The sequence below is a fragment of the Phreatobacter sp. AB_2022a genome, from assembly GCF_026847585.1.
GTDB lineage: Bacteria > Pseudomonadota > Alphaproteobacteria > Rhizobiales > Phreatobacteraceae > Phreatobacter.
In genome coordinates, this window is the sequence record NZ_JAPSET010000100.1 from 1 (window position 1) to 7,215 (window position 7,215).

The 7,215-nt window shown below is 69.4% G+C and carries 9 protein-coding genes; 6 read left to right on the plus strand and 3 right to left on the minus strand.

The window, feature by feature from the left end:
- Positions 1 to 732: MATE family efflux transporter (locus OZ671_RS31625; RefSeq protein ID WP_268864383.1), on the plus strand; the 732-nt coding region annotated here is incomplete at its 5' end.
- A gap of 36 nt (positions 733 to 768) precedes the next feature.
- Here OZ671_RS31625 and OZ671_RS31630 read toward each other — a convergent pair.
- Both OZ671_RS31630 and OZ671_RS31635 read right to left on the minus strand, forming a co-directional pair.
- On the minus strand, positions 769 to 1,353 hold the full coding sequence (locus OZ671_RS31630; protein WP_268864384.1) for an ASCH domain-containing protein: 585 nt from the start codon (positions 1,351 to 1,353) through the stop codon (positions 769 to 771).
- Between the two features lie 49 nt (positions 1,354 to 1,402).
- Positions 1,403 to 1,834: a VOC family protein gene (locus tag OZ671_RS31635; RefSeq protein ID WP_268864385.1), complete on the minus strand. Its 432-nt coding sequence runs from the start codon at positions 1,832 to 1,834 to the stop codon at positions 1,403 to 1,405.
- Positions 1,835 to 1,917: 83 nt separating this feature from the next.
- On the opposite strand from OZ671_RS31635, the gene OZ671_RS31640 reads away from it, so the two are divergent.
- Complete coding sequence (locus OZ671_RS31640) at positions 1,918 to 2,517, plus strand: TetR/AcrR family transcriptional regulator (protein WP_268864386.1); 600 nt, start codon at positions 1,918 to 1,920, stop codon at positions 2,515 to 2,517.
- A 21-nt stretch (positions 2,518 to 2,538) separates the two neighbouring features.
- Here OZ671_RS31640 and OZ671_RS31645 read toward each other — a convergent pair whose 3' ends face one another.
- Complete coding sequence (locus tag OZ671_RS31645) at positions 2,539 to 2,871, minus strand: hypothetical protein (protein WP_268864387.1); 333 nt, start codon at positions 2,869 to 2,871, stop codon at positions 2,539 to 2,541.
- 276 nt (positions 2,872 to 3,147) lie between these two features.
- Between OZ671_RS31645 and OZ671_RS31650 the strand changes: the two genes are divergently transcribed.
- The 4 genes from OZ671_RS31650 to tenA all read left to right on the plus strand — a co-directional run bounded on the left by OZ671_RS31650 (position 3,148) and on the right by tenA (position 6,731).
- Positions 3,148 to 3,822: a response regulator transcription factor gene (locus OZ671_RS31650; RefSeq protein WP_038301790.1), complete on the plus strand. Its 675-nt coding sequence runs from the start codon at positions 3,148 to 3,150 to the stop codon at positions 3,820 to 3,822.
- Positions 3,819 to 5,168 carry a sensor histidine kinase gene (locus tag OZ671_RS31655; RefSeq protein WP_268864388.1) on the plus strand — a complete coding sequence of 450 codons (1,350 nt, stop codon included), beginning with the start codon at positions 3,819 to 3,821 and terminating at the stop codon, positions 5,166 to 5,168. The genes OZ671_RS31650 and OZ671_RS31655 overlap by 4 nt, the downstream gene beginning before the upstream one ends.
- Before the next feature lie 233 nt (positions 5,169 to 5,401).
- A complete protein-coding gene (locus OZ671_RS31660; RefSeq protein WP_268864389.1) occupies positions 5,402 to 6,049 on the plus strand; it encodes a TenA family protein in 648 nt (215 codons plus the stop codon).
- 16 nt (positions 6,050 to 6,065) lie between these two features.
- Entirely contained in the window at positions 6,066 to 6,731 is a 666-nt protein-coding gene (gene tenA / locus OZ671_RS31665) for a thiaminase II (RefSeq protein WP_268864390.1), read from the plus strand.
- Positions 6,732 to 7,215 lie beyond the last annotated feature (484 nt).

Consider the following 7,215-nt stretch of genomic DNA (forward strand, 5'->3'; position numbering starts at 1 on the left):
GCCCTCGCCTGGATGGCCTGGCATTGGCGCGGCACCGGCCATCCGCTCGCCCCGGCCTGGCCGCGGCGGTTCGGCTTCGACAGTCGTCTCGCCCGCCGCATCCTGGCGATCGGCCTGCCGACGGCGCTGCAGATGGCGACCATGGCGCTCGCCGAGATCGTCATGCTCGGCATCGTCAATCGCCATGGCGCGGGCGCGACAGCCATCTATGGCGCGACCAGCCAGGTGCTGAGCTGGGTGCAGTTTCCGGTCATGTCGATCGGCATCACCGCCACCGTGCTGGCCGCCCACATGATCGGCGCCGGCAGGCCCGAGGCGGTCGGCCGCGTCATGGCGACCGGCCTGTGGCTCAATCTCGCGGTCACCGGCCTCGTGGTGGCGATCGCCTCCATCGCCGCGCCGTCGGCGCTCGGCCTCTTCCTGACCGAGGCCGCGCTGGTGGATCAGGCGGCCGGGCTCCTGCGCCTCATGCTGTGGAGCCTCGTCTTCTCCGGCTGGTCGGCGGTGCTGACCGGCATCATGCGCGCCGACGGCACGGTGATGATGCCGACGCTGCTCGCGATGGCGGCGATCGGCGTCGTCGAGGTGCCGGTGGCCTATCTCGCCGCTCAGCGGCTCGGCCTGCCGGGCGTCTGGATCGGCTATGCGGCGGCCTTCACCGCCATGCCGCTCATGCAGGGCGCCTATTACCGCTGGGTCTGGTCGCGCCGGCCGGCACGCCGGCTGGTCTGAGACCGCCGCGCGCTCCGGCGATGTTCCGGAAACCCGTCAGGTTCCGGCCTGGCGGGTTTCGAGGAAGGCGCGACCGCGCGGCGACAGGCGATAGCCGGCGACAAGGCTTTCGGTCAGTCCGAATTCCTTCAGCCGGCGGATCCTCGCCTTGAGTGCCAGCTTTTCGACACCGAGCCGCTCGGCGATCTCGGCAGCGGTGATGCCGTCGCGGCTGCCGATCAGGCGAAGCGCCTGCAAGGTCCAGGGCCCGGACGGACTGCGCGCATCCCAGGCATGAAGACGCGCGGCAAGAGCCGCCTGCTCGCCGGCATCGAGCCTGTCGATCCTGCGCAGGGCGATCCGCGGATCGTCGCCGGCCCTGGCGAAGGCGATGCGATAGAGCTTTCCCTCGTGCCCGCCAAGCGCGGCCATCAGCGCGTCGAGCGAGCCGAAACCCGCCGCGGCGGCGTCTGCCTCGGTCAGGCTGCCGGCGGCGACCTCGTCGACCGCCTCGATGGCGAGGACGCCGATGGCGGTCCGCAGCGTGCCGCCGGCACTGACCGTCGGTTTCGTCCAGCGCCGGAAGGCGAGGCGGACCTCGCCGCCGGCGATCCGGTCGAGCACGGCTTGTTTGAACAGCATGGCCGAACCTCCGCCGAGCGGGTCTTGCCCGAAGGCCGGAGGCCGATCTTCACCTGTCCCGGGGCAAAGCGGAACCGTCGTACTGTGCGGCAAATTCGGCGCTCGGCGGGATCGGCTTGATCACGTCGATCAGTACGCCGTTCGGATCGGCGGTGATGAAATGACGCTGGCCGAAGGGCTCGTCGCGCAGCGGCGTCAGGATCGGCAGGCCGGCGGCCTCGGCTTCGGCATGGATCCGGTCCGGATCCTCCACCTCGAAGTTGAGGACAAGGCCGCTGACCGGCCGGCGGGCGACCTCGGGCACCGTGTGGTGGTCGCAGCAGAGCACGGCGAGATTGGTTTCGGGGTCCTCGCGCGATTGGAGGTGTACGTACCAGTCGCTCTCGAAGAGCGGCCTGAAGCGGAAATGGCTGGCATAGAAGGCAGCCGTCCCGGCGACGTCGCGGGTCATGATCACGGGGTAATAGCTGGTGGTCTTCATGGCGGCTCGAGCCTCTCGCCTCCTGGTTCCGATCGTGACATACAGTCTGCATGTTTCTTTGAATTAACATACAGGCTGTATGTATGCAACAAGCGAAACACCGCTCGAACCGCGAGCGCACGGAAACGACGCGCCAGGCGCTGCTGGCCGCGGCGCGGGCGCTCTTTGTCGCCAAGGGTTATGCGGAAACGTCGACGCCCGAGATCGTCGCGGCGGCCGGGATCACGCGTGGCGCGCTCTATCACCATTTCGAGGACAAGAAGGCGCTGTTCCGCGCGCTGCTGGAGACCGAGGCCCGGCGCGTGGCCGATGAGATCGAGGCGGCTGCGCCCGGCGATCTTGCGCCTGTGGCGGCGCTGGAAGCGGGGAGCCAGGCCTATCTCGAAGCCATGGCGGTGCCGGGCCGGACGCGCCTGCTGCTGGTCGAAGGGCCGGCCGTTCTCGGGTTGAAGGACATGGCGGCGCTCGATGCGGCCCATGGCGCGCGGACGCTGCGCGAAGGACTGGAGGCGGTTCTGCCTCGGGCGGATCGGAACGCCGTGCCGCTGGCCGAGCTCGCCCAGATCCTGTCGGCGGCCTTCGACCGGGCGGCGCTCGCGGTGGAGACCGGCGAGGACGCGGCCGCCTATCGGGCGGCGATCTCGGCACTGATCGCAGGGATGGTCGGCGCGGGCGGCCGGTGAGCGCTGCCCGCGCCCGGGGGCTCAGCGTTCGCGGCGCTCGATGCCCTGGCCCTGACCCTGGCCAGGCCCGCGCTGCCAATGGCGCGGCGGCTCGGCGTCGGGGCCGCGCGGCCGCACGTGATCGTGGCCGCGCGGGGCTTCGGCGCGATGATGGTGGTGGTGATGATGCGGCCGGCCATGATCGTGGCCCCAGTGACGCGGCGCCTCGACATGGCCATAGCCGTGACCATAGCCGTAGCCATAACCGTAATGCGGCCGGTGATGATGATGGTGGTGCCGGTGGCGGTCGGTCTCGCAGCCGGCGAGGCCCGTGCCCAGAACCACCGCCGCCGCTGCCAGTTTCAAACCATGCATGTTCATGCCTCCTGATGCGAACCCGCGTTTCGGGCCGCCGTCCGTCCTGTCCGGCGCGCCACGTCCCGAAACGAATCGGGTCGGGAGAGGTGACATTCCGGCCGCGACATTGCAGCGGGATTGCCTGGCGGCCGAGCCCATGCAACATCGCGGCCTGCCAGAATGTTCCCTGGCACCGTGCCCGGGCGCAAAAGCGCTGCAATGTGCCTGCAATGCCTGACATGTGATTGGTCCGGCGCGCATGGCGGATGCGGGCGGGGGCGCCGGAGCATAACGATGCGGATCATGCTGGTCGAAGACGAACGGGAAATGGCCAATGCCTTGCGCGGCGCCCTGGCCAAGCATGACCTCCTGGTCGACCATGTCATGACGGTGGCCGATGCGGCCGAAGCGGTCTCCTCCTTCCAGTACGACGCGATCCTGCTGGACCGGCAATTGCCCGACGCCGATGGCCTGACGCTCCTGCCGATCCTGCGCGGGCGCGGCATCAGCGTGCCGGTCATCGTGCTGACGGCCAAGGGGGATCTCGCCGACCGGGTGGCGGGACTCGACCATGGCGCCGACGACTATCTCGCCAAGCCCTTCGCGCTGGAGGAACTGCTCGCGCGCCTGCGGGCCGTCCTGCGCCGGCCGTCGGGCATCGCCGCCGACGTCCTCAGGATCGGCGAGCTGACCTTCGATTTCGGCAACCGGCAGGCCTTCGTCGGCGGCCAGCTCATGGCGCTGCGCAGGCGCGAGCTTCTGGTGCTCGAGGCGCTCGCCCGCCGGCGCGGCCGCACGGTGCTGCGCTCGGCGCTCGAGGAGGCGGTCTACAGTTTCGACGACGAGATCCAGTCGAACGCGCTGGACACCCATGTCTCGCGGCTGCGCAAGAAGCTCAACGATGCCGGGGCGGGCGTCGAGATCCACCCGATCCGCGGGGTTGGATATCTGATGAAGCGGGCGTCATGAGAAAGCGTGCCCGCTCGCTGAAATGGCGGCTGGTCTGGCGGCTGATCATCCTGCAGGCGCTGGTCCTGTCGGCGCTGGTCATCGGCCTCGTCACCGTGGTGCTGCAGGCCAATATTCCCGGCAAGATCATGGACGGCGGGGCGGCCGAGATCGTCGCCAAGGCGATCTCGCGCGATGCCGGGGGCGACCTCGTGCTCGACCACTCGGCCGATCTGAACTGGCTTACCACCGAGGCGCCGGATTTCTGGTTCGTGGTCGTCGACGACCGCGGCAAGACGCTGGCCCACGGCAATATCCCGCCGGCCTTCCGGCGCATGGCCGAGGACCTGGAACGCTTCAGCTACGGCGAGATCCGCGGCGCCGCCGGCGACGAGAAGCTGTCGGGCGTGATCCGTACCTACCAGACCAAGGTCGGCCCGCTCAACGTGCTGGCCGGGGCAGGGCGCATGCTGAGCACGCCCTTCGTGATCATGGTGCTGTCGCAGATCCTGATCGTGCCGCTGTTCCTGCTGCTCGCGCTCGTCACCCTGATCGCGATCCCGGTCATCGTCAGCCGCGCCTTTGCCGGCATGAAGGAGATCGCGGGCGAGGCCGAGCGGATCGATATCGACCGGCGCGGCACCCGGCTGTCGGCGGAGAACGTGCCGGCCGAGGTGGTGCCGCTGGTCAAGGCGGTGAACGAGGCGCTGAACCGGCTCGACGAGGGCTATGGCCGGCACAAGCGCTTCCTGGCCGACGCCGCGCACGAGCTGCGCACCCCGATCGCCATCCTGCAGACGCGCCTCGAGGATCTCGCCTCCGGGCCGGACCAGGGCCGGCTGCTCGCCGACGTGGCGCGCCTGTCGATCATGGCCGAGCAGTTGCTCGACCTGCAGCGCCTCGACCAGCAGCCGCGCCAGATGGTGCCGGTCGACCTCAACGCGATGGGGCTTGCGGTGACGGCCGATCTCGCGCCGCTGGCGATCGCCGCCGGCTATCAGCTGTCGTTCGAGGCCGGCAAGGAGCCGGTCGTGGTGGCCGGCGATCAGGCCTCGCTGCAGCGGGCGGTGATCAATCTCGTGCAGAACGCCATCGAACATGCCGGCGGCCAGGGCACGATCACGGTTGCGGTGGCGCGCGACGGCAGCATCGAGGTGCGTGACGAGGGGCCGGGCGTGCCGAGCGAGCATCGCGAGCAGGTCTTCGCGCCGTTCTATCGCCTGCAGTCGCGCGATCACGGCGCCGGACTCGGGCTGCACCTCGTCCAGGAGGTGGTGCAGCGCCACGAGGGCCATGTCAGCATCGTCGACGCGCCGCGTGGCGGCGCCTGTTTCCGGGTCAGCCTGCCCCTGCTGCAGGCGGCCTGACGGCCGGAGTGGCGGGCCCGGGCGGGGCGGCTCCGGCGATCGGTTGCATTCGCGTAACGGAAACAGTGGGTTGCGGTCGGGGCCCGGCGCATTTATGTCTGCGCCCCGAAATCGCCGGGGCTCTTCGGCAGGCGTCGGGAGGCCCGAAGGCCTATCCCGGCCATGCTCCCCCATCGGCCCGCTCCGTGCGATCAACACGATGAACCCTTGGGACCCTGCAGCCGGGATTGCCGATGACTGATCGTTTCACCGAGCAATTGAGGGCGTCGAGCGAGCCGGACTGGTCCGCCGCGATCGGCCATCGCTTCGTCCAGGAACTGTTCCGCAGCACCGTGCCCGACAAGGTGATGGCGAACTATCTCATCCAGGACCACCGGTTCCTCGACAGCTTCCTCACCCTGCTCGGCGCGGCCATCGCGAGCGCCGATACGTTCGAGGCGCGCCTCCGCTTCGGACGCTTCGTCGGCATGGTCTCCGGCGAGGAGAACACCTATTTCCTGCGCTCCTTCGCCGCGCTCGGCGTGACCGAGGAGCAGCGCACGACCGCGCCGGACACGGCGCCGACCGCCGGTTTCAAGGCGATCATGCGCGAGGCCGCCGCCACCCGCAGCTATGCCGGGGCGCTGTCGGTGCTCGCCGTCGCCGAATGGCTCTATCTCGACTGGGCGCTGCAGGCGCCGCAGCGGCTGCCGGGCAATTTTGTCCATTCCGAATGGATCACCTTGCACGACAATGCCGATTTCCGGGCGTTCGTCGCCTTCCTGCGCAGCGAGCTCGACCGCGTCGGGCCCGCCGAGGCGGAGCTCAGCCGCGACCTGTTCCGCCGCACGGTGGCGCTGGAACGGGCCTTTTTCGACGCCGCCTATGACGGGGCGGCCTGATCCGACGGAGATCGCCGTGGACGTGTTCGAACGCTTGAAGGAGGCGGCGAGCGCCGACTGGTCGTCCTATGTCGACCATGACTTCGTGCGGCAGATGGGCGAGGGCACGCTGCCGGCGGCCGCCTTCCGGACCTATCTGGTCCAGGACTATCTCTTCCTCATCCAGTTCGCCCGGGCCTATGCGCTGGCCGTCTACAAGGGCCGCTCGCTCGCCGACATGCGCGCCGCCCAGCGCGGCCTCTCGGCCATCCTCGACGTCGAGATGGACCTGCATGTGCGTCTCTGCGGCCGGTGGGGCCTGACGCCGGCAGCGATCGAGGCGGCGCCGGAGCACCAGGCGACCGTCGCCTATACCCGCTTCGTGCTCGACTGCGGCATGGCGGGAGACCTGCTGGATCTGCATGTCGCCCTTGCGCCCTGCGTGATCGGCTATGCCGAAATCGGCCGGCGGCTGGCTCCGGCCGGCGAGGCCGCATGGGGCGATCATCCCTATCGCGAATGGATCGGCGAATATGCTGGCGCGGCCTATCAGGAGATCGCGGCGCAGGCGCGGGCCCATCTCGACGGGCTTGCCGCCCGCTCGATGACCGAACAGCGGTTTGCCGAGCTTGCAGGCCTGTTCGGCAAGGCCGCGCGCCTGGAAGCCGATTTCTGGCAGATGGGGCTCGATGCCGCGTCATAGCGGCACTAGCTTAGAATCTATCTAAACTATTGAGATTGCATCACATTTCTTTAAAGGCTAATCAGCCGGGGTCGGCACCGGCGGATGCCGGCCCGCCGTGCCCGCGCGGCAGCGACGTCAAAAAATGTCCGGGGCAGGGGAGGAAACGGCTGCCTCGTTCGTCTTAACCGATGAAGACCGGGCCGGCTGGCGCCCGACGACAGGATCACGATGGCACCGGACCATCCCCATCGCCCGCGGCGCCGCGTCGCCGTTCCCATCCGCGCCTGCCGGCCGCCGGCCGTGGGCCCCACGCTATCGACGAGTGACATCATGACCGGCGAGTTTCCGGCGCGGCCGCTTCGCGCATTTTCCCTCCGGCTGCGGCGCGGCATGTTGGGCCTGGCCATGGGTCTTGCCCTTGCCGTGCCGTTCGACGGCGCCGGCGCCCAGGCGCCCGCGGCATCCGAAACCGCGCCGGCGGGCCAGGCGAGCTCCCCGACGG

Coding starts and splice junctions, on each gene's coding strand:
- OZ671_RS31635 (WP_268864385.1), bottom strand. CDS start 1,834: ATGAAGACCACCAGCTATTACCCCGTGATCATGACCCGCGACGTCGCC.
- OZ671_RS31650 (WP_038301790.1), top strand. CDS start 3,148: ATGCGGATCATGCTGGTCGAAGACGAACGGGAAATGGCCAATGCCTTG.
- OZ671_RS31655 (WP_268864388.1), top strand. CDS start 3,819: ATGAGAAAGCGTGCCCGCTCGCTGAAATGGCGGCTGGTCTGGCGGCTG.
- OZ671_RS31630 (WP_268864384.1), bottom strand. CDS start 1,353: ATGCTGTTCAAACAAGCCGTGCTCGACCGGATCGCCGGCGGCGAGGTC.
- OZ671_RS31640 (WP_268864386.1), top strand. CDS start 1,918: ATGCAACAAGCGAAACACCGCTCGAACCGCGAGCGCACGGAAACGACG.
- OZ671_RS31660 (WP_268864389.1), top strand. CDS start 5,402: ATGACTGATCGTTTCACCGAGCAATTGAGGGCGTCGAGCGAGCCGGAC.
- OZ671_RS31645 (WP_268864387.1), bottom strand. CDS start 2,871: ATGCATGGTTTGAAACTGGCAGCGGCGGCGGTGGTTCTGGGCACGGGC.